This window comes from Bradyrhizobium sp. NBAIM03 (assembly GCF_020194055.1).
GTDB classification, from domain to species: domain Bacteria; phylum Pseudomonadota; class Alphaproteobacteria; order Rhizobiales; family Xanthobacteraceae; genus Bradyrhizobium; species Bradyrhizobium yuanmingense.
Genome location: NZ_JADYVS010000003.1, coordinates 217,182 through 242,895 on the forward strand (window position 1 = coordinate 217,182; position 25,714 = coordinate 242,895).

The window sequence follows — 25,714 nt, forward strand, 5'->3', positions numbered from 1 at the left end:
CCCGAAGCAGCGGAGTGGAACGATGCGAACCGTTTCGAAGTGGATCCTGGCTTTGGGGGCGGCAGCCGCCGTGAGCGCGGGCGCAAGCCCGTCATGGGGGCAGCAGACGATCCGCGTCGGCTGGACCATCCCTGCGGAGGAGTCCAAGTACTGGATGATGCGCAGGCCGGCAGAGTTTCCCAATCTCGGCAAGACCTACAACATCGAATGGACCCAATTCCAGGGCACCGCGCCGATGACGCAGGCCCTGGCGGCAGGTGCGCTGGACTGCGCGACGCAGGCGCCGCTCTCCCTCTCCAATGGGGTCGTCGGCGGCAATCTCAAGGCCTATATCGTCGCGCAGCATGTTTTCGAGATGCCCGGCGGCTTCTCGGTCTACTGGGCCGTCAAGGATGACTCGCCCATCAAGACAATCGCGGATCTCAAGGGCAAGACCGTCGGCATTTCCGTGATCGGTGGCGGTACGCAAGGGCCGTTCAATCTGCTCTTGAAGCAGAATGGCGTCGATCCGGCCAAGGACATCAAGCTGGTCGAGGTTGGCTTTGCCGTCTCCGAGGACGCGCTGCGCCAAGGCCGCGTTGACGCGGTCAATATGAACCAGCCGTTTGCTGCGCGCGCGGAGGCAAAGGGCGGCACAAGGAAGCTGTTCTCGCTCTCCCAGGCCATGCCGAACATCGTGCACATCCTGGAAGCCTGCCGTGCCGATTTCGTCGACAAGAACCCTGAGTTGGTCAAGGCCTATGTCCGCGATATTACCTCGGGCATGAAGAAGGCACTCGCGAACCGCGAGGAGACTCTCAAGGTCGTCAATGAAGTGCTGAAAGCCCCCATCCCGGTGCTTGAGACCTACTTGCTCAAGGACAATGATTTCGGCCGCGATCCGGGTGCTGCGCCGAACTTCCCGGCGATCCAGAAGATGCTGGATATCTATGCAGAAACAGGAATGCTGCCGAAGCTGGATGTCGCACAGTTCAAGCATCCGTCGATCGTCGCGCCGCTGCAATAGAAGCGGGACGAATTACCGAACCAACATCGTAGCGTTCCGGACCATCCGGGACGCTGCACGAAGAAGATGCATATATGAAGAAGTTGCGATCCCGAGTCACCACAGACGGCCTCGACCGAGCGCCGCATCGTGCATTCATGCGCGCCATGGGGCTCGACGACGCTGCGATTGCGAAGCCGATGGTGGGCATCGTCAGCATGAAGGGTGAGCAGACGCCCTGCAACATGACCCACGACTTCCAGGTAGCTGCAGCCAAGACCGGGATCGAGGAGGCCGGCGGTACACCGCGTGAGTTCTCGACTGTTTCGGTGTCCGACGGCATCAGCATGAATCATGAGGGGATGAAGTTCTCCCTGTTCTCGCGTGAGCTGATCGCCGACTCGATCGAAGCCGTGGTCCATGGGTTGGCCTACGATGCGCTGATCGGATACGGCGGGTGCGACAAGACCCTTCCTGGCGTGATGATGGGAATGGTCCGCTGCAACGTGCCATCCATCTTCATCTATGGCGGCAGCTCGCTGCCCGGGCGCGTGGATGGACGTACGCTGACGGTGCTCGATTCCTATGAGGCTGTCGGCAGCTTCATGACTGGCGAGATCGACGGCGCCACGCTCGAGCGCATCGAGCGCGCCTGCCTGCCGACGATCGGTGCGTGCGCCGGCCAGTTCACCGCGAACACCATGGGCATGGTATCGGAGGCGATGGGGCTGACCATTCCCAACGTCTCGATGGTGCCCGGTGTCTATTCCGAGCGTGCGCAGATTTCGCGACGCGCCGGCCGACTGATCATGGAGATGCTGGACCGCGGCGGGCCGCTGCCGCGCGACATCGTGACGCGGAAATCCCTGGAGAACGGAGCGGCGATCGTGGCAGCGACGGGCGGCTCGACCAACGCCGCGCTGCACCTGCCGGCGATCGCGAATGAGGCCGGAATTGCATTCAGCATCGATGACGTGGGGGAGGTCTTTGCCAGGACGCCGTTGATCGGCAATCTGCGCCCCGGAGGCAAGTATACGGCGAAGGATGTCTACGATATCGGCGGCGCTGCGGTCATCATTCGCGAGCTGATCCAGAGCGGTCATATCGATGGCGGCTGCTTGTCGATCACCGGCCGCACACTTGCCGAAGAGTACGGTGTGGCCAACGCACCCGACGGAGAGGTTGTGTACACGGCTCGCGCGCCGATCATGCCTGACGGTGGTGTCGCGGTGCTGAAGGGTAACCTCTGTCCCGATGGGGCGGTGATCAAGGTGGCGGGCTTGAAGAGCCAATTCTTCGAAGGCGTCGCGCGTGTTTTCGAGGATGAAGAAGCCTGCGTCGCAGCCGTTCGTGACCGCAGTTACAAGGCGGGCGAGGTTCTCGTGATCCGCAATGAAGGGCCAGTCGGCGGACCTGGCATGCGTGAGATGCTTGGCGTCACCGCACTGATCTACGGGCAGGGCATGGGTGAAAAAGTGGCGCTGATCACCGATGGCCGGTTCTCCGGCGCGACCCGCGGGATGTGCATCGGCTACGTGTCCCCCGAGGCATTTGTTGGCGGTCCGCTGGCGCTCGTCCGGAATGGTGACAGAATCCGGATTGATGCCGCAAATCGACGGATGGATGTCCTGCTCGAGGAACAGGAGCTTGCCGCACGGCGACGCGATTGGAAGCCGCGCCCGCCTCGCCACCGCGCAGGTGCGCTGGCAAAATATGCCCGGCTGGTTGGGCAGGCGCCGGGCGGAGCCGTGACGCATGAAGGCCCGGCAGAATGGCCGTGGTTCGAATGACGCACCGCACGGGCGCGAAAGTGACAGCCTGTCTGGCAGGCTTCTTGCTAAGCTGATGCCGCTGAATCCTCGTGCGAGTGGGACGGAAGGCGGGATGACGGTAGTATCTGCGAGATCGAGCGAATGGGTGAGACCGGTGACGCAACAAGACCCGGCTTCCGCAATCATCGAGATCGACCGCGTGTCGCAGGTCTTTAAAACCTCGGCACGCAAGAATCACGTTGCGCTTTCGGACATTTCGCTGACGATCGAGGAAGGAGCTTTCGTCTCCATCCTTGGTCCGTCCGGCTGCGGCAAGTCGACACTGCTCTACATTGTCGGCGGCTTCGTCAGTCCAACCAGCGGCGCGGCGAAGATGAAGGGACAGGCGATCACGGGGCCCGGTCCGGATCGCGGACCGGTATTCCAGGAATTTGCGCTCTTTCCCTGGAAGACTGTGCTCGGCAACGTGATGTATGGGCCGCGTCAGCAAGGAATTCGCGGCACCGAGGCCGAAGCGCAGAGCCGGGCCCTGATCGAGATGGTCGGCCTCAAGGGCTACGAGAACTTCTATCCCAAGGAGCTGTCGGGCGGCATGAAGCAGCGCGTGGCGCTGGCGCGGACGCTTGCCTACCATCCCGAAGTGCTGCTGATGGACGAGCCGTTCGGGGCACTCGACGCGCACACGAGGACGCGCCTGCAGAACGATCTTCTGAACATCTGGGAGCGTGACCGCAAGACGGTGCTTTTCGTCACCCATTCGGTCGACGAAGCCGTCTTCCTCTCGGACAAGGTCGTCATGATGTCGAAATCGCCCGGGCGAATCCGGCAGGTCATCGACATCGACCTGCCGCGGCCGCGCCGCCGCAACGAGCTGTTGCTCGATCCGCGTTACCAGAAGTACGTCGTCGACATCGAGCGCATGTTCGACGAGAGCGACGAAGCCGGAGCGCCCGCGTGATGTCGGCGGCCGGCATGACCAAGCGCGCTGCCCCGGTGCTCGCCTGCATCGGATTGCTGGTGGTGTGGCAGGTCGCGTCACTGGCGCTGAAGAATGACAGCTTTCCGACCGCGATCGGAGCGATGAGAGCGATTCCGGACATCCTTGGCGACAAGGAATCCCTGATCAACATTCTTGCTTCGCTCCGGCGAATGGCGATGGGATTTGGCGCGGCCGTGCTCGTGTCGATTCCGCTTGGCCTCTTGATGGGACGTAGCGCCGCGATTGCGGCCTTCTTCAATCCGCTGCTGATGGTGATCTATCCGGTGCCGAAGGCGGCCTTGATGCCGATCATCATGCTCTGGCTCGGCGTCGGCGACATCACGAAGACGCTCGTGATCTTCCTCGGCGTCAGCCTGCCCGTGATCTATCACAGCTTCGAAGGCGCCAAGGCGGTCGAAGAGAAGATGCTGTGGTCGGGCGCTGCGATGGGGCTCTCGCCGGTGCAACGCCTGGTGCGTATCGTGCTGCCGGCGGCGCTGCCGGAAATTCTGACGGGGTGTCGTACAGGATTGGTGTTGGCGCTGATCACGATGATCACCAGTGAGATGATTGCCCGTCAGTCCGGTGCCGGAAACATCCTGTTCAACGCGCTCGACATGGGCCAATACGAAACCGTCTTTGCGATGATCATCATCGTTGGAGCGATGGGAATCTGCCTCGACGCGATTTTCGAGAAGGTTCGTGCTAGGCTCGTGCGCTGGTCCGAGCCGCAGTTCGACATGCCGCTGAGCTTCTCATGATGTCGCGGCTTCTCGCCCCTAATTTCGTTCTTGGAATTGCTCCGATCGCACTGGTGATCGCGCTGTGGCAAGGCTTGGTATCTTTCGGCTTCGCGCCGGCAGTTCTGCTGCCGCCGCCTGGCTACGTCTTCGGCCGGCTGCTCCAGCAACTCGTAACCTCGACGTTCCAGCACGAGATCGCGGCGACCCTGATCAGGCTGTTTGCCGGCTTCGCGATTGCTGTCGTGCTCGGTGTCAGCATCGGCATTGCCGCCGCCGCCAATCCGGCGATCAACGCCGTGGTTCGGCCCATCGTGCGCGTATTGGCGCCTTTGCCCAAGGTCGCGCTCTATCCGGCCTTGCTGCTGCTGCTCGGATTTGGCCACGGATCGAAGATCACATTAGTGGCTGCCGACGCTCTTTTCCCGATCCTGCTGTCGACCTATTACGGTGCCTCGACCGTCGAGCAGAAGCTGATCTGGTCGGCTATGGCTGCGGGATCGTCACGCTACGAAATCCTCTTCAAGGTAGTGCTGCCGGCAGCGATGCCGTCGATCCTGACCGGGTGCCGGATTGGTCTTGTCATTTCCTGCATCGTGGTGTTTCTGGCCGAAATGATCACGTCGACGGACGGATTGGGGCACGCCCTCGTGACTGCGGCCAGAACCTTCCAGGCCGTGGACATGTTCGTGCCGCTGATCACGATCTCGCTGCTGGGCTTGATCTTGAACGGCCTGCTGGGAGCCGTGCGCTCGTACTTGCTCCGGGGCTTCCCCGAAGCGTAACTAACAAGAATCCTGAAGACCGGGAGAGAACCATGCTGGCTGATCGTATCGAGGCAAAATGGATCGATGCGTTTTGCGAGATCTTTGAGCGATGCGCCGTCAAGGCCGGCGATACCGCGGCGATCCTGTCGGAGACCCAGTCACGCGCGTTGAACGTCCATCTCGCGGAGCTGGCCCTGCTGCGGATGGGCGCGCGGCCGTTTCATGTGGTGATGCCGACGCCACGTAACCGGCATATCGTTCCGGTCCGCTCCACCGGGGCGAGCGAGGCGATCCAAAAGCTTGGTCCAGTGATCACGGCGCTTCAGCAGGCCGGCTTCGTCGTGGATTGCACCATCGAAGGACTGATGCATGCGGTGGAGACGCCGGAGATTCTCAAAGCCGGCGCGCGGATCCTGGTGATCTCCAACGAGCATCCCGAAGCGCTGGAGCGCATGGTGCCGGATTCCGCGCTCGAAAAGCGTGTTCGTGCGGCGGCCAAAATGCTGCGCGGAACGAAGCGCATGCGTGTCTCCTCGAAGGCCGGCACGGCGCTCGATGTCGATATGGTCGGAGCGTCGACGGTCGGTGTGTGGGGCTGGACCGACAAGCCCGGCACGCTCGCGCATTGGCCCGGCGGCATCGTCGTCAGCTTTCCCAAGAGCGGGACCATCAACGGCACTCTGGTGATGGCGCCCGGCGACATCAACCTGACCTTCAAGCGCTACCTGACCTCGCCGGTGAAGATGACTCTGAAGGACGACTATGTCGTGGAACTCGAAGGCGAGGGCACGGATGCCGCGATGATGCGCGCTTATCTGGCCGCCTGGGGCGATCGCGAAGCCTATGCCGTGTCGCATGTCGGCTTCGGCATGAATCCCGGTGCGCGCTATGAGGCACTATCCATGTATGACCAGCGCGACACCAACGGCACAGAGATTCGGGCCGTTTCCGGCAATTTCCTGTTCTCGACCGGTGCGAATGAATTTGCAGGGCGCTACACGGCCGGACATTTCGACCTGCCGATGATGGGAACGACGATCGAGCTCGACGGCGTTGCGGTCGTCCGCGAAGGCGTGCTTCAGGACGTCTTCGGGTAGCCGCGATCGAGCACGGGCGGCCGGGCGAGGTCGAAGTGCCGGAGCAGGTCGACCATGGCCTGCAACCGCTTCACGCGATAAGCATCGACGTCCATCCCGGAGTAATCCAGGAAGCCGGCGCCCGTGCGCAGGCCGATCCGGCCTTCATGCATGTTGCGGGAAATGACCTCCGGCGCGCGATAGCGGTCGCTACCAAGCGCGCCTTCGAGGTAACGGCTGGCGTAATATAGGATATCGCCGCCGCCCCAATCGATGAATTCGAGCAGCCCGAGCACGGCATAGCGGAAGCCGAAGCCGTAACGGATCGCCTTGTCGATCTCTTCAGCGCTGGCGACGCCTTCCTCGACCATGCGCGCGGCCTCGTTCATTGCCAGCGCTTGGATGCGCGGGACGATGAAACCCGGTGTGGCGGCGCAGACCACCGGCACCTTCCCGATGCCTTCGAGCAGCGTCTTGACCTCGTCGATGACGGCCGGGTCCGTCGCCTTGCCGGGCGAAACCTCGACCAGCGGGATGAGATAGGCCGGGTTGAGCCAGTGCACATTGAGAAAGCGGCGCGGGTTCACGATCGCGCCCGAGAGATCGTCGACGAGGATGGTCGAGGTCGTCGACGCGATGATCGTTTCAGGGCCGACCTGCTTTGACGCCGCCCCCAGCACCTCGCGCTTGAGCTCGACCACCTCAGGAACGCCTTCGAAGACCATTCCGGCCTCGGCCAACGCTGCGCCGCTCCGGCTCGCCGGCACCACCGAGACCCGCGCGATCAGCGGATCGACATCCGCGTCGGTCAGCAGCCCCAGTTTTGACAGGCTGGCGAAGGTCTTCCTGACTTCGCCAAGCGCGTCCGTTTCCAGCTTGGTGAAGTCCTCCGCGGAACGCGCTTTAATATCGATCATTGTGACCCTGTGCCCTGCATACGCGAAGGCAACGGCAATGCCCCGGCCCATGCGGCCAGCGCCGAGACAGGCGATATTGATGCGACTGGTCATTGATCAGAATCCATTGCGGAGCAGCGTCTGCAATTCAGCCTTGCTGAGCTCGCCGAGTCCCAGCGTCTGGAGCGTTCGGCCACTTCGCGCAAAATCTTCGCCGCAGACCGCGCCGCCGATTGACAGAAACGCTTTGGCCAGCGGTGTGTCCACGCCAGCGAGGCCCGCGACGGACACCAGCAGCGACAGCCCAAGCCGCAGATCCTCGCGCATGTAACGGTGCTCTGTCAGCACGATCCGCTCGCGCCAATCACCGGAATCGGTCAGTCGGTCGTGCGAGCCGCGGCCATACATCCAGATCTCGCCTTCCCTCGCGTAGTGATGAGCCAGCGGGAAATGTGGCGCGCCGTAGCCGAGTGCCTCGCGCACTGCGATGCGTTCTGCGTCGAGCGCGTCAGTGACCCGGCGGATCGCGGCTTGCGTACCTTCCTTGTGAATGTCCCAGCGCTCGAAATGTTCGATCGGCCCTGCGTTCATCACGATCAACGGCGGGTGAATGATCGGACCTGCGTTCATCAGGGCGCCCGACAGCGCGTCTCCGCATGTCTCGATCGCGTCTGGGAAAGCGCGCCCGATCACTGCGAGGGCGTGGGGCGCCTGCTCGAGCGGGAACACGCCGACCGGGAGCCGCTTGGCGCGGATGGTGATCGCGACCTCGAACGGTCCGTGCTTGCGGGTCAGCCATGGGAGTGTGCCAGTTTCGGCAAAGCTGGCCTTGGCATTGTTGCCGGCATCTCGGGCCGCCTGGGCGAAGATCATCGAGCCGAACGTCGCTGGCGGCAGAAAGACGACCTGACCGTCCCGCAAATGCGGCGCGAGCAGGCGAGCGATATCTGCTTGAGCGAAGGCCGGAGCCGGGCACAGGATCAACTCCGTGCCATCGACGGCGTCCGCCATGTCGGTCGTGACCAGCGCTAGCTTCACGTCATGACGGCCGGTGTGATCCTTGACCAGGATGCGCGAGCCGGCGGCGCGATGCGTCGCGACTTGATCGGCATCGCGGCGCCAGAGCCGCACCTCATGTCCCGACAGCGCAAAATCGCCCGCGGCCGCGAAAGAGCCGTTTCCCCCACCCAGAACTGCGATCTTCAAGATGCTTCTCCTTGCGCCCGTGACTGCGCATCAAGCTGCTTCAGCAGGAAATGCTGGACCTTGCCCAGCGCCGTCCGCGGCAGGTTGGTGACGAAGACGATCTCGCGCGGAATTTTGTAGCGCGCGAGTTGCGCCTGAAGATGCGCCCTCAATTCGTCCGCCTCGAGCCGGCAGCCGGATCTCGCAATGACATAGGCGACCGGCACCTCGTCCCAGCGCGGGTCCGGCCGGCCGATCACGGCGCATTCGCTGACGTCGGGGTGTTCGAGCAGGACGCGCTCGACCTCGGCCGGGTAGACGTTTTCTCCGCCTGAAATGATCATGTTCTTCTTTCGGTCGCGGACCCAGAAATAGCCGTCGGCATCGCACAGGCCGATATCACCGGTGCGATACCAGCCATCCTGCAGCGCCTCGCGCGTTGCGGCGTCGTTTCCCCAATATTCGGAGAACACGTTGGGACCGCGCACCGCGATTTCGCCTGGCGTGCCCGCGGGCAGTTCTTCGCCGGCCTGGTCGATCACCTTTGCCTCGCAGCACAGGCCGGCAAGGCCGGTCGATCCCGCGCGCGAAGGATCGCCGCCAAGCCGCGTGTAGACGGCGATCGGGCAGGTTTCGGTCGAGCCATAGACCTGAAGCACCGGGACGTCGCGCGCGACGAAGCGCTCGATCAGGTGCGGCGGTACGATGGTCGAGCCGGTGGCGACGGCCTTGAGTGAGGAAAGATCAGCGGTCGCCCAGGCAGCATGCTCGCTCACCGCCTGAAGGATCGCAGGAACCATCACCGTGAGTGTCGGCCGTTCCCGTTCGATAGCCGCAAGCGTGGCGTCCGGCGTGAAGCGCGCATGCACCGTGACCGTCGCGCCCAATTGGAGCGCGGGCGTAGTCTGGATGTTGAGGCCACCGACGTGGAAGAACGGCAGCACGGTCAGCACGTGGTCGTCGGACGTCATGTTGTGCATGTGCTGGCTCATGACACCGTTCCAGAACAGCGCCTCCTGGCGCAGCACCGCGCCCTTTGGCCGTCCCGTCGTGCCCGACGTGTAGACGATGAGCAGCGGGCTGGAGAGGTCGGTATGTGGATTTCGGCTCGTGCCGTCACCGCGGGCCAGCAAATCTTCGAATGTCGTGCCGCGAGGCGGCGTGAAGTCGAGGCCGACGACGGATGTCCCTGCCGCGGTCTGCCCCAGCTCGGCAAGCACTCCGGAAAACGCCTGCTCGAGGACCAGGACCTTGGCGCCGGCATCACTGAGAATGAACAGCTGCTCGGCGACGGCCAGTCGCCAGTTCAGCGGCACCAGCATCGCGCCGAGCCGTGCACAGGCGTAAAGCAGAACCAGATAATCCGGCCGGTTCAGGCTTAGAATCGCGACGCGATCGCCGCGGCCGACGCCGAGCTCCCCCTTCAAGGCAGTCGCGGTCCGTTCGATCCGTGCGGCGAATGCCGCATAACTCAACCGCGTCCCTTCGAAGGCAATGGCCGTCTTGTCTGGCGCGAACGCCGCGTTGCGGTCGATCAGGCTACAGAGGTCCACGGTCAGTCGTCCGTTTCACCGGCCTCGTACAGCGCTTCGCGCCCGATCCGGTCGAGGCAGAGCTCAGCGGTCCAGGGCAGCATCAGCGAGCCGCAGCGGCTGTCCCGATAGATCCGCTCCAGCGGCAGCGATCTGAGCATGGCCTGGCCGCCGCAGGTGCGGATCGCGAGCGCGGCGAGCTCATTGGCGCCCTCCATCACCGAATATTGCGCGGCGTAGGCGCGCAGCACCTGCTCCTTGCTCGGATTGGCGCGCGCCTCGGTCACGGCCTGGAACCAGATTGTCTTGATCTGCTCCAGCCTGATCTGCATCTGCGCCACCGCGATCTGCTTGGTCGGGTACATCCGCCGCTTGACCGACGGCATGCCCGGGACCTCGCCGCGCAAGTAACGCACGGTGAAGTCGTAGGCGGCTTGCGCCAGGCCCATATAGGTCGGCGACAGCGTCAGGAACATGTGCGGCCAGCGCTGAGCTGCCTGGAAATACACGCCGCGCGGCATCAGCGCCGAATCTTCCGGAACGAACACATCCTTGAACAGCAGCGTCCGCGAAACCGTGCCGCGCATGCCCAGCGGATCCCATTCACCGACGACCGAGACGCCTTCTGATTTGGCTGATATCGCCAGGTAAAGCGTGTTGCGGCGCGACGCCTTCTCGCCTTGCTCCATCTCGGTGCAAAGCACGCCGTAATAGTCGGCGTGGCCCGAAAGCGAGGCAAAGATCTTCTTGCCGTTGACGATCCAGCCCCCTTTAACCGGCCTTGCTTCAGTGCCGAATGCGACCCCGCCGGCAGCGGCAGCTCCACCTTCGGAAAAGGGCTGCGAGTAGATCGCTCCATCCTCGACGATGCGCTTGTAGTGCACCGCGCGCCGCCGCTCGTGCTCGGCACGGGTGTCCGCGTCCATGTCCAGATCGTCGGCGAGCGGACCCGACCACAGGGTCGAGCAGACATGCATGTTCCAGGTCAGCGCGGTGGCGCCGCAATAGCGGCCGATCTCGGCCGCCGCCAGGGCATAGGTCTGGTAATTCGCGCCTAGGCCGCCGTGCTTCTTTGGCACGGCAATGCCGAGCAGGCCGACGCGATGCAAATCGCAGTAATTTTCAGTCGGGAAAGTCGCCTCGCGATCGTAAGTGGCGGCGCGACCGGCAAACACGGTCTGGCCAATCTCTCTCGCGCGGGTGATGATGCCGGCCTGCTCGTCGTTCAAGCGGAATGCGACCGGATCGAAGATCGGCACATCCAGCGCGACCTTGTCGGTCGTGCCAATCGTCTTGCTGACTTGCATGGTCATCGCGCAGTTACCTTAAGCTTTGGTCGCGAGCGAGTTCAGGAACCGGCCGAGAGCTTCGTCGAAGGCGTCGGGGCGTTCGAGATTGGCGAGATGGCCGACGCCAGGCAGCTCGACATATTCGGCCCCCGGGATATAGGCCGCCGTCTTTGCCATCATCGGCGCGGGCGCGTTGTTGTCTTTTGAGCCGGACAGCAACAGCGTGGGAACAGAGATATTTCCGAGCGTGCTGCGCTGGTCGAAGCCGATGAGGGCCAGCATCATGGCACGATAGCTCGCTTCGGGCACGCTCCCCATGCATTCGCGGGCGACCTCCATCCCATTCGGATCGGGATCGTCGCCGACGAGCTCCTTCACCAGGGAAGGGGCCAGCGACTTCATCGTCTCGCCGCGATCGAGCGGTCCCAGTCGCGCTGCGATGAATGATTTCTGCCAGTCGCCGTCCGCCTTTCCGAACGCAGGGCTGGTCTGCGCCAGCACGACTGCGCGTGCCAGCTTGGGGGATTGAACCAGCCACTTCTGAACGATCATGCCGCCGATGGAATGGCCGACCAGAACAGGTCTGCTGACGCCGAGTTGCTCGATGAACTGCTGGAGCGCCTCCGCCAGGGCAGCGATACTGACGCTCGCAAGCGGCGCCGATCCTCCATAACCGGGCATGTCCCATGCGATCGCGCGGAAGCGGTCGCCAAATGTCGCAAGCTGCCGCCGCCAGGCCCGCGCCGCGCCGCCGATGCCGTGCAGGAAGATCAGCGGTATCGCGTCCGGATCGCCCGCGGCTTCATAGGCGAAGCGTCCGTCCCTTGTTATCATTGGCACAGGCTGCGACACGCGACATCCTTCTGCTCGGCCCCTCGATGCTAACAGGCCTTTCGGAGATGGAAAGCGATAATTTTATACTTAAAGCAATTTTCGGGCCGTTGCTCGTGCCGCATCATTCGCCGCCCACGCGCCGCTTCCGTTGCAAAAACTTGAAGGTTAAAATATATCGAACACTAGTCACGAGATCCGAGGGAGCCAGCGCATGTCCGGATTGCCGCATTCGCCGCACACGCTGGTCACCGGTGGCGGGCGCGGCATCGGCCGAGCGATCGCGTCCGCTCTCGTCGGCGCCGGTGCGACCGTGACCGTGCTTGGCCGGAGCGCGGCGGTTCTCGACGAGGCGGTCAATGCAGGCGCCGCGCACTTTGCGGCTGTCGCTGATGTCTCGAACGAAGCGTCTCTGAAAGCCGCGATCGCCGGGGCAAGTGCGCGCAAGCCGATCGACATCCTGATTGCCAACGCGGGCAGCGCTGAATCGGCGCCGTTCGCGAAATCGGACAGTGCGCTCTTCAGCCGGATGATGGATGTCAATTTCATGGGCGTCGTGCATGCCGTCCAGGCCGTGCTGCCGGGCATGAAGGATCGTCCCTACGGGCGCATCGTCGCGGTAGCGTCCACCGCAGGCCTCAAGGGCTACGCCTATGTCAGCGCGTATGCAGCGGCCAAGCACGCCGTCATCGGCCTCGTGCGTTCCCTTGCCCTCGAGATGGCTGGAAGCAACGTCACCGTGAATGCGGTGTGTCCCGGCTTCACCGACACCGATCTCGTTGCCGGCAGCATCGACAACATCATGAAGAAGACCGGCCGAACGCGGGAGCAGGCGATCGCCGAGCTTGCGAAGCACAATCCGCAAGGGCGCCTGGTCACGCCCCAGGAGGTCGCAGACGCGGTTCTCTGGCTGTGCGGCGAGGGCGCGAGCGCGATCACCGGACAGGCGATCGCAGTGGCCGGTGGCGAAGTCTAGCCTGCCTGGCAGGCGCGGAAAAAGAAAGCCAAGGAGATCCCATGAGCAGACCAGCCAATCCCGTTACCGTGCCGCTTGCGGATTACTCACCGCAGCATTTCCTGCTCGCCGCGGTCGACGGCGTTGCGACGGTCACGCTCAACCGTCCCGAACGAAAGAATCCGCTGACGTTCGAGAGCTATCGGGAACTGACCGACTTCTTCCGCGCCTGCGCCTTCGACGACGCGGTCAAGTCCATCGTCGTGACGGGTGCCGGCGGCAATTTCTCGTCCGGCGGCGACGTGTTCGAGATCATCGGCCCGCTGGTGAAGATGGACACCAAGGGTCTGACCGCATTCACGCGCATGACCGGCGACCTCGTCAAGGCGATGCGGGCCTGTCCGCAGCCGATCGTGGCCGCGGTCGAAGGTATCTGCGCCGGCGCCGGGGCGATCATTGCCATGGCATCCGACATGCGCCTTGCGGCGAGCGGGGCCAAGGTGGCGTTCCTGTTCAACAAGGTGGGGTTGGCCGGTTGCGACATGGGTGCTTGCGCCATCCTGCCGCGCATCATCGGGCAGTCCCGCGCCTCCGAGCTGCTCTACACCGGCCGGTTCATGACGGCGGAAGAGGGCGAGCGCTGGGGCTTCTTCAGCCGTATCGTCACCCCGGAGCAGGTGCTGCCCCAGGCGCAGGTTCTGGCCAAGCAGGTCGCGGAAGGCCCGACCTTCGCCAACACCATGACCAAGCGGATGCTGGCTATGGAATGGGCGATGTCCGTCGAGGAGGCGATCGAGGCAGAGGCCGTGGCTCAAGCCCTGTGCATGACAACGGCGGATTTCGAGCGCGCCTTCGAGGCTTTCGCCAGCAAGGTCAAACCGGTCTTCAGGGGCGACTGAGCCGGTCGTAATTATCTGCAGCCAATCCAGCAAGGGGGACTTGCGGGGGATTATTTTAGGTTTAAAATAATTTCATTGCCGCCTGCGTGAGATGAAGCTCGCCAATCGCGCGATGATGTCGCCGATGCGCATGTATTCGGGTTCCGCGACAGCGTGCGCGACCGGCAGGATCTCCAGGAGCTGAGAATTAAGACTAAGCCCAAGCCTGGGCCGAGCTCAAGGCGGACGCGACAAAGCCGCTTGCGGCGGAGTGACCGCCCGTGCGACCTTAACCCATTGCCTGCGGTTCGAGTGGAGTTAGGGCGATGAAGGCGATTATCGTCGGTGGCGGTATCGGTGGTCTCACGACGGCTTTGATGTTCCGCTCGCGCGGCCTGGATTGCGAGATCTTCGAGCAGGCCGACACCATTCGCGAGCTCGGCGTCGGCATCAACACGCTGCCGCACGCGATGCGGGAGTTGGCCGGCCTCGGCCTGCTGCAGAAGCTCGACGAGGTCGCGATCCGCACCGATCAGCTCTATTATCTCAACCGCCATGGCCAGGAGGTCTGGCGCGAAGCTCGCGGCATCGACGCCGGCCACGATGTGCCGCAATTCTCGATCCATCGCGGCCGGCTTCAGGGCGTCATCCATCGTGCCGTCGAGCAGCGGTTGGGCCGCGAGGCGATCCACACCGGCTGCCGGCTCGGCGCCTTCTCGCAGGACGAGGGCGGCGTCACCGCTTACTTCTTCGATCGCGCCGGCGCCCATGTCCACACCGCGCGCGGCGATATCCTGATCGGCGCCGACGGCATTCACTCGCGCGTCCGCGAGACGCTGTTTCCGAACGAAGGGCCGCCGTGCTGGAATGGCCTCATGCTGTGGCGCGGTGCCCGCGACTGGCCGCTGTTCCTCACCGGAAAATCGATGATCGTGGCCGGCGGTCTCAATGCCAAGGTGGTGATCTATCCCATCGCGGAAGGATCGAGCCCGGCGAGCCGCCTGACCAATTGGGCGGTGCTGGTAAAAGTGGGCGAGGGCAACGCGCCGCCGCCGCGGAAGGAAGACTGGTCGCGGCCGGGCCGCCGCGAGGAGCTGATGCCGCACGTGGCGCGCTTCTCGGTGCCCTATATCGACGTGAAGAGCCTGATCTCGGCAACGCCCGAATTCTACGAATATCCGACCTGCGATCGCGATCCCTTGCCCTATTGGTCATCGGGCAGGGTCACGCTGCTCGGCGATGCCGCGCATCCGATGTATCCGGTGGGGTCGAACGGCGCCTCGCAGGCCATTCTCGACGCGCGCTGTCTTGCGGATGTGCTGGTGCGCGCCGAACACCCGCGTCAGGCCTTGCTCGAATACGAGAAGAAGCGTCTGCCGATGACGGCCGAAATCGTCCGCTCCAACCGGCGCGGCGGGCCGGAGGGCGTTATCGACGCCGTCGAGCAGCTCGCGCCCGACGGCTTCGACAATGTCGACAACGTCCTAAGCTATTCCCAGCGCGAGGCCATCGTGCGCGGCTATGCCACCAAGGCAGGTTTCGCCGCGGTGCCCGGACTCGCGGCGGTGCGCGCCTGAAGCGCGCCTAAAGCGTGATGCGATTGGGACGAATCGTCATCGCGCTTTAGGGTTCTTGTGTGAGCATGATCTTTTCGGAAAACCGCTACGCACTTTTCCGGATCATGCTCTAGCCGCCGGGCGGCGGCGGCAGGAAGTGGATGTTGAACTCGGCGGCCATCGCCACGACGTCCTCGGGCTTCTGCTCCTTCATGTTGTGGAGACCCCAGAACAGGTCGAACAGCTTGCGGCTCGGCGAGACCCAGAACAGCACCTTGGCGGTCTGCTCCGACTTGTTGAAGATGCCGTGCGGCACGCCCATGCCGAGGCGGATCAGGTCGCCTGCACTGGCCTGCGCCTCCGAATTGCCCAGCATGAAATCGAGCTTGCCCTCCAGCATGTAGAGATACTCATCCTGGTCGGGGTGAATGTGCGGCGGCACGAAGGTGCCCGGCGGCAGCGTCGCGTGCCAGGAGAAGCTGTTCTCGGCGTAGCTCTTCGGCACGTAGGTCTGGCCAAGGATGTTCCAGGAAATACCCTGGATTCCCTCATTGGCCCGCGTGATGCCGGTGATTTCGCTCTTCATTGCAGTCCTCCCGTAACGCGCTGCGTGGCTATTGTTAGAGCATGATCTTCATCGGAAAACCGCTGCGTACTTTGCGCTAGTGCGGCCCTTCGGGTCCGGATCATGCTCAGTTCGCCGCCTTGCAGTCCTTGGCATAGCGGTCGCCGTAATTCTCGAACACCTTCTGCACGATCTCGGTCTGGAACTTGCCGTCCGGACGCTTGGCGACCTTGGTCAGGTAGAAATCCTGGATCGGATAATTGTTGTTGTTGAACTTGAAGGCCCCGCGCAGCGAGGTGAAGTCGGCCTTCTTCAACGCGGCGCCAACGGCCTCCTTGTTGGAGAGATTGCCCTTCACGGCCTTCACTGCGCTGTCGATCAGCATCGCGGCATCATAGGCCTGGAAGGCGTAGGTGCCGGGAACGCTGTTGTAGGCGGCCTCATAGGCGGCAACGAACTTCTTGTTCTGGGGATTGTCGAGATTGGGCGCCCAGTTCGCGCCACCGAACATGCCCACCGCCGCATCCTGCTGTGCCGGCAGGGTCGATTCATCGACCGTGAAGGCCGAGAGCACCGGAATAGTATCGGCGAGCCCGGCCTGCCGGTACTGCTTGACGAGATTGACGCCGAGGCCGCCCGGCATGAACGTGAACAGTGCATCGGGCTTCTGCGAGGAAATCTTGGAGAGCTCCGGCTGGAAATCCAACGTGTTCAGCGGCATGTAGGACTCTTCGACGATCTCGCCCTTGTAGTCCAGCTTGAAGCCAGCCACCGAATCCTTGCCCGCCTGATAGTTCGGCACCATCAGGTACATCCGCTTGTAGCCGCGATCCTGCGCGACCTTGCCGAGGATCTCGTGCACCTGATCGTTCTGATACGAGGTCACATAGAAGAACGGGTTGCAATCCTTGCCGGCGAAGGTCGAGGGACCGGCATTGGGGCTGATCAGGAAGGTTTTCGACTCCGTGATGGGCCGGTGGATGGCCTGCAGGATGTTGGAGAAGATCGGCCCGACCACGAAGTCGACCTTCTCACGCTCCAGAAGGCCCTTCACCTTGGTCACCGCAGCATCCGGCTTCAGCTCATCGTCGACGACGACGACCTCGACATCGCGGCCACCCATCTTGCTGCCGAGATCCTTCACGGCGAGCGCGAAGCCGTCGCGAACCTGCTGGCCCAGCGCTGCGGCGGGCCCCGATAGGGTCACGATCACACCCAGCTTGATTTTTTCCTGGGCGAGGGCAGGGGTCACCACGGTGCCGAGTAGCATCGCAGCTGCGGCCAAGGTCATTTTCGTCTTCATGATCTGTCCCTCGTGACGATTGGCTTGCGCTGCAAGCCACGTACTCCAATCCAAAGCTTATGCCGATGACGGCGGCCGCGGCAAGCCGAGCGCGGGGCGTCGCATCCTGCGAGCAGCGATGCATGCAAGCTGCGCGCCAATTATTTGAAGCCTAAAGAAACTGGCGTGCGGTCGATTGTTGCAGCTTTGGACTTGCGGCCGACGCGGATTTATTTGAAGCTCAAAACGTTGGGGAATCCGTGCCCGCGCCATGGCCGGCCGTGAGTGACTGCATCGACATGCTCGATTCCGAGACCAAGGTTGTCGAAACACCGGAGGACCACGCCGAAGAGCTTCGGCTGTGGCTGCGGCTCTTGACGTGCACGACGCTGATCGAGGGCGAGGTGCGCGGCCGGCTGCGGCAGCGGTTCGACGTCACGTTGCCGCGCTTTGACCTGATGGCACAGCTCGACAAGGCGCCTGACGGCATGACCCTGTCAGATGTCTCCAAGCGCATGATGGTCTCGAACGGCAATGTGACCGGGCTCGTGGAGCGCCTGGTGGAATCAGGCCATCTCGACCGGCGGACCTCAGACACCGATCGCCGCGTCCAGGTGATCCGGCTGACCAAGCTCGGGCGTGCCGAGTTCCGCAGGATGGCCGCCGAGCACGAGACCTGGATCGCCGATCTGTTCGCCGATCTCTCCCCGAAGGACGTGCGCGAATTGATGCGCCTCCTCGCCAAGACCAAGGCGTCCGCGCAGAAATCGGCCGCCCGCCGCCGGCCGTAGCCTACGGGCGCGACAGCCCGACACCCTTTGCCGCATGAAAAAGCACGGGATGCCCAAAATCCCCTATTGCGCCGAATTGTTTTAAGCCTAAAATGTTTTCCAGATCGCGCTGCCGGGTGCAATCCATGCTGAAAGGAGCGTGCGATGGCCAACGCCGCCAAGATTCAAGGGACGGGCTCGTCTGACGGCAGCGCCGCGACGGCCCATGTCGATGCGTTCGCGCGGCAACATCTGCCGCCGCGCGAGCTCTGGCCCGAATTCATCTTCACGCGGCCGGAGCTGAACTATCCGCCGCGACTGAACTGCGTCAGCTATTTCCTCGATCGCTGGGTCGAGCAGGGCCATGGCGATGCCCCTTGCGTCATCAGCCCGGCCGTCAGCTACACCTATCGCGAGCTGCAGGCGCTGGTGAACCGCATCGCCAATGTGCTGGTTGGCAAGCTCGGCCTCGTCAGCGGCGGGCGTGTGCTGCTGCGCTCGGCCAACAATCCGATGATGGTTGCGACCTATCTCGCGGTGATCAAGGCCGGTGGAATCTGCGTGGCGACGATGCCGCTGCTGCGCGCCAAGGAGCTGTCCTATCCGATCCAGAAGGCGGAGATCACGCTGGCGCTGTGCGACGGAAAGCTCGCCGAGGAGATGGAGAAGGCGAAAGCTGCTGCGCCCGGTCTCGAGCGGGTCGTCTATTGGGGCAATGGCGCGGCGGATTCGCTGGAAGCGTTGATCGCCGATGCCAGTCCGGAGTTCGAGGCGGTCGATACCGCCGCCGACGACATCTGCCTGATCGCCTTCACCTCGGGCACGACCGGCGATCCCAAGGGCACCATGCATTTCCATCGCGACATGCTCGCGGTCTGTGACGGCTATGCGCGCAACATTCTGCGCGCCGAGCAAAACGATCGCTTCATCGGCTCGGCGCCGCTCGCCTTCACCTTCGGCTTCGGCGGCGTGCTGTTTCCGATGCATATCGGCGCCTCCTTCGTTGTGCTGGAGAAGACGACGCCGGACGACATTCTGAATGCGATCGAGCAGTACAAGACCACGGTCTGCTTCACGGCGCCGACCGCATACCGCGCCATGCTTGGCAAGCTCGCAGGCCGCGACATTTCTTCGCTCCGCAAATGCGTCTCCGCGGGCGAGACCCTTCCCAAGCCGACATTCGATGCCTGGCTCAAGACGACCGGGATCAAGCTGATGGACGGCATCGGCTCGACCGAGATGCTGCACATCTTCATCAGCGCGACCGAGGACGAGATCCGCCCCGGCGCCACCGGCAAGCCCGTGCCGGGCTATGAAGCCAAGATCGTCGATGACGAGGGCCGCGACGTGCCGCCCGGAACGATGGGCTTTCTCGCCGTGCGCGGGCCGACCGGCTGCCGCTATCTGGCCGACGAGCGGCAGCGGAAATACGTCCAGAACGGCTGGAACATCACCGGCGACACCTATTTAATGGATAGCGACGGCTATTTCTGGTACCAGTCGCGCTCCGACGACATGATCGTGTCGGCTGGCTACAACATCGCAGGAACTGACGTCGAAGCGGCACTGCTCACGCATCCGGCGGTCGCCGAGTGCGGTGTGGTCGGTGCGCCCGACGAGGCGCGGGGCATGATCGTCAAAGCCTATGTCGTTGCCGCGCCCGGCGTGACCCCTGACGCTCAGCTGGTGGCCGAGTTGCAAGAGCACGTCAAACGCGAGATCGCGCCGTATAAATATCCGCGCGCCATCGAGTTCGTCGCGCAATTGCCGAAGACCGAGACCGGCAAGCTGAAGCGCTTTGCCCTGCGGCAGCTGGCGCAGGCTGCAGTGACGTCCTCAGGCGTCGCCGCGGAATGAGAGAAGGATAGAGAATTGTCTGTGACGACGCCGAAATGCCCGCAACTCGCGGTCCTGCCGACCGCAGCCGAGGATGGAACGCGCACCAAGGCGCAGATCCTGCAGCCGTCAGGCTGGCCGCTGCCGAAGGGCTATGCCAACGGCATGGCTGCCGAAGGACGCATCGTCGTCACCGGCGGGGTGATCGGCTGGGACGCCGAGGAGCGTCTCGCCGACGGCTTCGTCGCGCAGGTGCGCCAGACCCTGGACAACATCGCAGCGATCCTGGCCGAGGCCGGTGCCCGGCCCGAGCACCTCGTGCGCCTGACCTGGTACGTCGTCGACATGGACGAGTACCTGGCCAATCTGAAGGAGCTCGGCAGGATCTACCGCGACGTCTTCGGAACGCACTATCCAGCGATGGCCTTGGTTCAGGTCGTCCGCCTCGTCGAGAAGGCGGCGCGCGTCGAGATCGAAGCCACCGCCGTCATTCCGAGCTGAACTCCGCGGCGATCAGCTCGCTTTGGCGAGCTCGTCGTCTTCGGGCGAGTTGAGGTAGACGCCGGATATGGTGTCGACCCAGCAGAGATGATCGTGCACCTTCTTTACGCCCTCGACGTTCTCCGCGGCGACGATCGCGGCTTGCCGAGCGCGCTCTTCGGTGATGACGCCGCTGAAATGAACGATACCGTCGCGCACGATGACGTTCAGCCCGAACGGGCACCAGTCGTTCTTCTCCATGGTGTCGATGATGCGGCTGCGAATGTGGTCGTCGTCCGCGGTCGGATCCGGCACTTCGCGGGCGAGCCCGGCCACGGCCTGTAACAGGTTGGCGCGGGACACGATTCCGACGACCTTGTCGCCGCGCACCACCGGCAGCCGCTTGACGTTGTTCCGCTCCATGAGATCGACGATCTCCGCAAGCGCCATATCCTCGGTGATGGTCACGGGCAGGTCGGTCATCACTTCCGAGACCTTGCGGCCGTGTTCGTGAACGAAGTCGCTGGCGGATTTGCCCGGACCGAGGATGAACCGCAGCCAGCGCCCGCGCTTGCGCCCGGTGCCGATCTCGCTGCGGCGGATGAAATCTCCTTCCGACACCACGCCGACCAACTTGCCGGTAGCGTCGACCACCGTGAGGCCGCTCACATGTCGCTTCAGCATGATGTTGGCCGCCTCGACGATGCTGGTGTCGGGGGTGACCGAGATGACCGACCGGGTCATGATCTGGTGGGCGCGCATGGACAAACTCCGCTGGCATGTCAATCTCAATGGACAAAGCCTAGTGAGTCCATCGGGGTGCGGTTTGACCCAGGTCAAGCGGACAAAGCTTGTCCGGATTGAACCGATTTTGATCCGTGTCGCGATTTGATGCAGCTCAACGCGCACCGGAAGCGTCGCCATATCCTGCCGCAGGCGTAGAACAGAAGCCCGCAGGAACAATGAGCCATGAGCGTCGTGAAGATCTTCCCGCGGGCCGAAGCGCCGCTGCAAGCTCCCGCTATCAGGCCGGCTGCCGGGATTTCCGAAAGGGTCGCAGGCACGCCGGCTGACTGCACTTGCCCGCAAACAACGGATTCGTATCCACTCGATCGCGCGTTTCATGCCATGCTGGCGCGGTTCACGGGCGGAATCTCGCCTGTTGCCTTGTCGCTCGCCTGGCTCGACTGGGGCGCGCATCTTGCGGCGGCGCCTCAGCACCAGATGGAGCTCTTCCGCAGTATCTTCCGCGACTCAGGCCGCTTCCTGGAAGCTGCCGCTCACGCGACATCCAAAGAACCATGGTCCGTCATTCGGCCGCAGGCGCGGGATCGCCGCTTCAAGGACCGGCAATGGGAAGCCGCGCCGTTCAATCTGCTTGCGCAGGCGTTTCTGCTCACCGAGCGCTGGTGGCACGATGCCACGACCGGCATACGCGGCGTGTCGCACGCAAATGAGGGCATCGTCGAGTTCTCGATGCGCCAGATGCTCGACATGCTGGCGCCCTCGAACTTCGCCGCCACCAATCCGCAGGTGCTGGAAAAAGCGTTCCAGAGCGGCGGGGAGAACTTCGTGTTCGGCTGGCAGAACTGGTGCAGCGACCTGATGCGCCTGCTCTCCGGCTCGAAGCTGGCCGGCGAGGATCAGTTCGTCGTTGGCAAGACGGTGGCGGCCTCGCCCGGCAAGGTCGTCTACCGCAACAGCCTGATCGAGCTGATCCAGTACCATCCGACGACTGCGCAGGTGCGGCCGGAGCCGATTCTGATCGTGCCGGCCTGGATCATGAAGTACTACATCCTCGATCTGTCGCCGCAGAATTCCCTGGTCAAATACCTGACCGCTCAGGGCTTCACCGTCTTCGCGATCTCCTGGCGCAATCCGGATGCGAACGATCGGGATGTTGCCTTCGACGACTACCGCAAGCTGGGCGTGATGGCCGCGCTGGACATGATCGGGCAGATCGTGCCGGGCCGGAAGATCCATGCGCTCGGCTATTGCCTTGGCGGGACGTTGCTGTCGATAGCCGCGGCGGCCATGGCGCGGGACGGCGATAGCCGCCTCGGCACCGTCACGCTTCTCGCGGCGCAAACCGATTTCACCGAGGCCGGCGAATTAACGCTGTTCATCAACGAGAGCCAGGTTGCCTTTCTCGAAGACATGATGTGGCAGCGCGGCTATCTCGACACGACACAGATGGCGGGCGCGTTCCAGCTCCTGCGCTCCAACGAGCTGATCTGGTCGCGGCTCTCGCGTGATTATCTGATGGGCGACGGCTCGCCACCGAGCGACCTGATGGCCTGGAATGCCGACGCCACGCGGCTACCCTATCGCATGCACTCGGAGTATCTGCGCAAGCTGTTCCTGAACGACGATCTGGCGGAAGGTCGCTATCGGGTCGAATGCCGGAGCGTCTCCCTGTCCGACATTCATACCCCGATGTTCGTGGTCGGCACGCTCGCCGATCACGTGGCGCCCTGGCGATCCGTCTACAAGATCCATTATCAGGTCGATGCCGACGTAACGTTCCTGTTGACCAGCGGCGGTCACAATGCCGGTGTCGTGGCGCCTCCGCAGGAGGAGGGCCACTTTTATCAGGTGCTGACCAAGGCTGCCGATGCGCCCTATATCGGTGCGGATGAATGGCTGAAGCTGGCCCCGCGCGTCGAGGGCTCATGGTGGCCGGAATGGACCACTTGGCTGGCGGCACGTTCCGGCGCGCCCTGCGATCCGCCGCAGATCGGACTTGGCGACGCCCTCGGCCTGCCGGATGCGCCGGGGGACTACGTCCACACCTAAGCCTCCGGCTCCGATCTCGGCGTGAGATCCGAGGAGCGGAACGGTTTGGCCTTGTCCAATTTGCGATAGGCCGTTGACGCCTTCCGCAACAACTTCTTCTCGCGTTTGCGGTTGAGGAAGCGATTGCTGGCATCGATGCCGGCGCCATTCAACGAAGCCGCCAGTGCTTGTCCGCGCGCATCGTCGTTCAATTGACCGAGCGAGCGTTGTGCCTTGCGCAATTGCTTGAGGATGGACTTCTGTTTCGTCGCCACCCCATCGGCGAACAGATCCGCAAGCGATTCGACCGAGTAGGTCATCCGCTTGTTGAGGAGCCGCAGCTTGTGACGTCTCTCGACATCGAGCTTCTTCAGCTTACGGGCCTTCTTGAGCAGCGTCGTCTCCCACTCGGTCAGCCGCTCCGTCGCATGGTCGGCGAGGGTGCAGCGGCGCAACCGGATCGCTTCCTTGCTGCGGCGGGTCGACCAGGGGCCGCTTTCGATCCACGTTGAGGTTTGCTCGACCAGGCGGCGATACCGCGCCGATTGCAGCGCACGCGCCAGCAGCCGATGGCTCTCCGCGCGTTTCTCGTCCCAGCGCTGAAGCTCGGCGACCACGGCGAGCTCGTCGCTACTCTCTGCGACGATCCGCTCGATGGCCACGTCGAGGTCCCGCACCATGCCGAGCTGACTGTTCAGCCATTTCAGTTCGGCCCAGACTTCCGGTCTCACGTTATCGTCGACCATCGGCGAGAAGAAGCGGATGGCAGTCCGCAGATGCGTCAGTGCGATCCGGATCTGGTGCAGCGCATCCGGATCGCCGCGGCAGGTGCCGTCGTGCTGAGCGATCACCGCGCCGAGGTGTCGGCGGGCGATGATGCGGAAGGCCGTGTCGCAGGCCATGCCGGGGCTGAGGCGGGCGGGCAGGACATTGCGCCGCGTTGCCGGCTTGGCATGCGTATTTGCCGTCGAGCGCGTGGTGGGTCGCGACTTCCTTGCCCGCATCAGTCTGATTGCCTTGTTTGCCCCTCAGCGATGACGTTCCGGCAGTTCTGAAGCGTCTGCTCTTGTGTCCCGGATGCATCGATGGTCGCCCAGCCGACATGGCCGATATTATAGTGCTCTTGCAGCGCGGCAACCTCCGGCGTGGCGTCCGATGCGTCTCCCCGGCGGTTGCCGATGCGCGCTTGCCGGGTTGCAAGGTCTGCGACGAGGAACAGCCCGTTCAACGTCACGTTGCACTCGCGCGCCAGCGCCGCGATCGCATCGCGTTCGTCCTCGCGCGCGAATACGCCGTCGACGATCGCCGAATGGCCCTGCGCCAGCACCCGCCGGGCCTGTTGCACCAGCGTGTCGTAGACGCGGGCCGTGACCTCCGGCGTATAGGCTGAAGGTGGCAGGCGATGGGTGTCCTCGACCCCGAACATCTGCTTGCGCACGAGATCGCTGCGCAGCACGACGGCGCCCGGCTCCGGTGCCACGACCGGCGCGAGCGCGTGCGCCAGGGCGGTCTTTCCGGTGCCGGACAGTCCGCCGACCGCAATCAGACGCGGAGCAGGAGGACGGATCAGCGTCCCGGCGAGGTCGAAATAACGCCGTGCCTGGTCGACGATGCCGGGATCGTCGGAGTGCGGCGGTTTCAGTCGCGCCAGCGCCACCTGGGCGCGGATCGCCGCCCGGATGGACATGAACAGCGGCAGGGTCGAGAGCGCATCGAGATTGTCGGCCGGCGTCGCGGCGAGATAGCGGTTCAGCACCATGTTTGCCGCGCTCGGCTGGTGGTGCTGCAACAGGTCCACCAGCGTGAATGCGAGATCGTAGAGCACGTCGACCGTCGCCATCTGCGCATCAAACTCGATCGCGTCGAACAGCACGGGTCGATCATCGATCATAACGATGTTTGCCAGATGCAGATCGCCATGGCAGCGGCGCACGAAGCCCCGGCGGCTGCGCTCTGCGAGCAGGGGACGAATACGCAGACAGGCCGCATGCGAAGCGTTGGCGAGTTGCTCGATCTCGTCTGCGCTGAAATGGCCGCCGGCCCGCAGACCATTGGTGTTGCCGTCGATCAGGGCCGGGATGGAGGAGACCCATGCTTTTCCGTCGGCGCGTGTCGCCGCCGCGTGCGACGCCGCGTGCGACGCCGCGATGGCGTCGGCGGCGGCGGAGGCAAGCTTCGCGTCCAGCGGGCCGGCCTCGGCCAGATGATCCAACGTCCTGCTTTCGTCGAAGCGCGACATGTCGACCGCATACTCGATCGGCCGGCCGGCGCCCTCGACCTTCACCGATCCATCCGCCTCTTCCGTGATCGCCACGACACCACGATAGATCTGCGGCGCCAGGGGCCGGTTGATCCGGATCTCCTCCTCGCAGGCCGCCTTGCGCTTTTCGAGCGTCGAATAGTCGAGGAAGGGAAACCGGACGGCGCGCTTGATCTTCAGCGCACGCTTTGCGTCCAGGAACACCGAGGCGGCATGCGTGTCGATGCGCATCACGCCGGGATGGTCGGTCAGCATCCGAAAGATGCGCTCCTGAGCCGCCGTGTCATCCTTCATCGAAGCGGACA

General features: G+C 63.6%; 23 protein-coding genes. 13 read left to right on the forward strand and 10 right to left on the reverse strand.

The window, feature by feature from the left end; all coding sequences use genetic code 11:
* The first annotated feature begins 22 nt into the window (after positions 1-22).
* The 6 genes from I6F21_RS05990 to I6F21_RS06015 all read left to right on the forward strand — a co-directional run bounded on the left by I6F21_RS05990 (position 23) and on the right by I6F21_RS06015 (position 6,340).
* Positions 23-1,006, forward strand: coding sequence for an ABC transporter substrate-binding protein (locus I6F21_RS05990; protein WP_036007594.1), 984 nt, complete (start codon positions 23-25; stop codon positions 1,004-1,006).
* Positions 1,007-1,080: 74 nt separating this feature from the next.
* Positions 1,081-2,775 carry a dihydroxy-acid dehydratase gene (gene ilvD, locus I6F21_RS05995; protein ID WP_036007591.1) on the forward strand — a complete coding sequence of 565 codons (1,695 nt, stop codon included), beginning with the start codon at positions 1,081-1,083 and terminating at the stop codon, positions 2,773-2,775.
* Between the two features lie 94 nt (positions 2,776-2,869).
* Complete coding sequence (locus I6F21_RS06000) at positions 2,870-3,715, forward strand: ABC transporter ATP-binding protein (protein WP_050996053.1); 846 nt, start codon at positions 2,870-2,872, stop codon at positions 3,713-3,715.
* A complete protein-coding gene (locus tag I6F21_RS06005; RefSeq protein WP_225182894.1) occupies positions 3,712-4,497 on the forward strand; it encodes an ABC transporter permease in 786 nt (261 codons plus the stop codon). Before I6F21_RS06000 ends, I6F21_RS06005 begins: the two co-directional genes overlap by 4 nt.
* A complete protein-coding gene (locus I6F21_RS06010) occupies positions 4,494-5,261 on the forward strand; it encodes an ABC transporter permease subunit (protein ID WP_225111951.1) in 768 nt (255 codons plus the stop codon). The genes I6F21_RS06005 and I6F21_RS06010 overlap by 4 nt, the downstream gene beginning before the upstream one ends.
* A 32-nt stretch (positions 5,262-5,293) precedes the next feature.
* Positions 5,294-6,340, forward strand: a complete 1,047-nt coding sequence (locus I6F21_RS06015; RefSeq protein WP_036028939.1) for a peptidase M29 — start codon at positions 5,294-5,296, stop codon at positions 6,338-6,340.
* On the opposite strand, the gene I6F21_RS06020 is transcribed toward I6F21_RS06015, so the two are convergent.
* The 5 genes from I6F21_RS06020 to I6F21_RS06040 are packed head-to-tail and all read right to left on the reverse strand — an operon-like array spanning position 6,322 to position 12,055.
* On the reverse strand, positions 6,322-7,329 hold the full coding sequence (locus I6F21_RS06020; RefSeq protein WP_157285604.1) for a 3-hydroxybutyryl-CoA dehydrogenase: 1,008 nt from the start codon (positions 7,327-7,329) through the stop codon (positions 6,322-6,324). The genes I6F21_RS06015 and I6F21_RS06020 overlap by 19 nt on opposite strands.
* A 3-nt stretch (positions 7,330-7,332) precedes the next feature.
* On the reverse strand, positions 7,333-8,421 hold the full coding sequence (locus I6F21_RS06025; RefSeq protein WP_225182895.1) for an NAD/NADP-dependent octopine/nopaline dehydrogenase family protein: 1,089 nt from the start codon (positions 8,419-8,421) through the stop codon (positions 7,333-7,335).
* Positions 8,418-9,953 (reverse strand): long-chain fatty acid--CoA ligase, encoded by a 1,536-nt coding sequence (locus tag I6F21_RS06030; protein ID WP_225182896.1) that lies wholly within the window; start codon positions 9,951-9,953, stop codon positions 8,418-8,420. Before I6F21_RS06030 ends, I6F21_RS06025 begins: the two co-directional genes overlap by 4 nt.
* 2 nt (positions 9,954-9,955) lie before the next feature.
* Positions 9,956-11,245, reverse strand: a complete 1,290-nt coding sequence (locus I6F21_RS06035) for an acyl-CoA dehydrogenase family protein (RefSeq protein ID WP_225182897.1) — start codon at positions 11,243-11,245, stop codon at positions 9,956-9,958.
* A gap of 12 nt (positions 11,246-11,257) precedes the next feature.
* Entirely contained in the window at positions 11,258-12,055 is a 798-nt protein-coding gene (locus tag I6F21_RS06040) for an alpha/beta fold hydrolase (RefSeq protein ID WP_225182898.1), read from the reverse strand.
* Positions 12,056-12,266: 211 nt separating this feature from the next.
* On the opposite strand from I6F21_RS06040, the gene I6F21_RS06045 reads away from it, so the two are divergent.
* From I6F21_RS06045 to I6F21_RS06055, 3 genes are all read left to right on the forward strand, one after another.
* Positions 12,267-13,028, forward strand: coding sequence for an SDR family oxidoreductase (locus tag I6F21_RS06045; RefSeq protein ID WP_225182899.1), 762 nt, complete (start codon positions 12,267-12,269; stop codon positions 13,026-13,028).
* Between the two features lie 41 nt (positions 13,029-13,069).
* Entirely contained in the window at positions 13,070-13,906 is an 837-nt protein-coding gene (locus I6F21_RS06050) for an enoyl-CoA hydratase family protein (RefSeq protein ID WP_036028952.1), read from the forward strand.
* Between the two features lie 305 nt (positions 13,907-14,211).
* Complete coding sequence (locus tag I6F21_RS06055) at positions 14,212-15,462, forward strand: flavin-dependent oxidoreductase (protein ID WP_109143013.1); 1,251 nt, start codon at positions 14,212-14,214, stop codon at positions 15,460-15,462.
* A gap of 109 nt (positions 15,463-15,571) precedes the next feature.
* Here I6F21_RS06055 and I6F21_RS06060 read toward each other — a convergent pair whose 3' ends face one another.
* Positions 15,572-16,027, reverse strand: a complete 456-nt coding sequence (locus tag I6F21_RS06060; protein ID WP_036007559.1) for a cupin domain-containing protein — start codon at positions 16,025-16,027, stop codon at positions 15,572-15,574.
* Between the two features lie 106 nt (positions 16,028-16,133).
* Positions 16,134-17,309: an ABC transporter substrate-binding protein gene (locus I6F21_RS06065; RefSeq protein ID WP_057028670.1), complete on the reverse strand. Its 1,176-nt coding sequence runs from the start codon at positions 17,307-17,309 to the stop codon at positions 16,134-16,136.
* 278 nt (positions 17,310-17,587) lie between these two features.
* Between I6F21_RS06065 and I6F21_RS06070 the strand changes: the two genes are divergently transcribed.
* The 3 genes from I6F21_RS06070 to I6F21_RS06080 all read left to right on the forward strand — a co-directional run bounded on the left by I6F21_RS06070 (position 17,588) and on the right by I6F21_RS06080 (position 20,395).
* Positions 17,588-18,079, forward strand: coding sequence for a MarR family transcriptional regulator (locus tag I6F21_RS06070; protein WP_036007554.1), 492 nt, complete (start codon positions 17,588-17,590; stop codon positions 18,077-18,079).
* A gap of 144 nt (positions 18,080-18,223) precedes the next feature.
* On the forward strand, positions 18,224-19,915 hold the full coding sequence (locus tag I6F21_RS06075; protein ID WP_225182900.1) for a benzoate-CoA ligase family protein: 1,692 nt from the start codon (positions 18,224-18,226) through the stop codon (positions 19,913-19,915).
* A gap of 15 nt (positions 19,916-19,930) precedes the next feature.
* On the forward strand, positions 19,931-20,395 hold the full coding sequence (locus tag I6F21_RS06080; RefSeq protein ID WP_193374967.1) for a RidA family protein: 465 nt from the start codon (positions 19,931-19,933) through the stop codon (positions 20,393-20,395).
* A gap of 12 nt (positions 20,396-20,407) precedes the next feature.
* Here the strand turns inward: I6F21_RS06080 and I6F21_RS06085 are convergent, their stop codons facing one another.
* Complete coding sequence (locus tag I6F21_RS06085; RefSeq protein WP_225182901.1) at positions 20,408-21,136, reverse strand: CBS domain-containing protein; 729 nt, start codon at positions 21,134-21,136, stop codon at positions 20,408-20,410.
* A 207-nt stretch (positions 21,137-21,343) separates the two neighbouring features.
* On the opposite strand from I6F21_RS06085, the gene I6F21_RS06090 reads away from it, so the two are divergent.
* On the forward strand, positions 21,344-23,170 hold the full coding sequence (locus I6F21_RS06090) for an alpha/beta fold hydrolase (protein ID WP_225182902.1): 1,827 nt from the start codon (positions 21,344-21,346) through the stop codon (positions 23,168-23,170).
* Here I6F21_RS06090 and I6F21_RS06095 read toward each other — a convergent pair.
* The gene (locus tag I6F21_RS06095; RefSeq protein WP_225182903.1) at positions 23,167-24,153 is read right to left on the reverse strand and encodes a CHAD domain-containing protein; all 987 of its coding nucleotides are present in this window, start codon (positions 24,151-24,153) and stop codon (positions 23,167-23,169) included. The genes I6F21_RS06090 and I6F21_RS06095 overlap by 4 nt on opposite strands.
* Complete coding sequence (locus I6F21_RS06100; protein ID WP_225182992.1) at positions 24,153-25,703, reverse strand: bifunctional aminoglycoside phosphotransferase/ATP-binding protein; 1,551 nt, start codon at positions 25,701-25,703, stop codon at positions 24,153-24,155. Before I6F21_RS06100 ends, I6F21_RS06095 begins: the two co-directional genes overlap by 1 nt.
* Positions 25,704-25,714: the final 11 nt, after the last annotated feature.